This is a genomic window from Lentzea flava (assembly GCF_014648475.1).
GTDB classification, from domain to species: domain Bacteria; phylum Actinomycetota; class Actinomycetes; order Mycobacteriales; family Pseudonocardiaceae; genus Lentzea; species Lentzea flava.
In genome coordinates this window covers 1-740 of the sequence record NZ_BMRE01000161.1, presented here as the reverse complement: position 1 = coordinate 740, position 740 = coordinate 1, and the positions used below count along the sequence as shown (strand labels likewise).

The following is a 740-nucleotide window of genomic DNA, read 5'->3' as shown; positions in this document are numbered from 1 at the left end:
CGCGGTTGTCCAGGGTGGTGGTTCCGCGGGTGAGGGAGGGGGGATGTCTTCAGGGGACGTGCGGTTGCCGCTGGAAGTGCGGAAGAAGCTTGTGGAATGGCGTCCTGGTGCGGGTGAGTTCAATCCGCGTGGGTTTAGTACGTTCGCGGAGGCTGTGGACGATGTCAGTAAGGAGGGTTACGAGATTTCGCTGGAGCGCTCAGCCCATGACGGCTTCGTGTCCCGGCTGGCCAGCGATCTGTTCGGTGAATGGGCCACCAAAATGCTCCTCACCCTGGATCCGGCGACCGGAAAATTCTACACGCGCAAAGGCATAGTTGAACTCAGTGGTCTCAAGATGAGTAAAAGTACGTTGATTCGGCTTGTGCGTGATCATCTGGCGAGGACGTCGTTTTTGGTGTTGCCGCCGGAGCAGCGGAATTTGATTGTCGACTGGCGTCCTGGCCGGGGTGGGCGGCATGATCTGCTGGCGCATCTGAGGTTCTTGCGGGATCAGGGTTATGACGTTTCGCTGGAGACCTGGGTGTCGGAGGGCTTTGTCTATCAGCCGTCGACCGAGGCGATTCGGGAGTTGGCTGTGCGTCTGCGTGGCGAGGGGTATGCCCCTGTGCGGATTGTCGCGGTGTTCGGTGGTGTGGCTGACGTGTCGCTGGTGGAGGCGTGGACGGGGGGTCCGCTGCACTCGGGCCGGTTGACGGCGGAGGAGGAAGCGGCGTTCGTCGCGTGGCGGCCGGGTCGGG

General features: G+C 62.0%; 1 protein-coding gene. It reads left to right on the top strand.

Features of this window, described 5'->3' with window-relative positions:
* Positions 1 to 43: 43 nt before the first annotated feature.
* Positions 44 to 740: hypothetical protein (locus IEZ09_RS45960; protein ID WP_189260150.1), on the top strand; the 697-nt coding region annotated here is incomplete at its 3' end.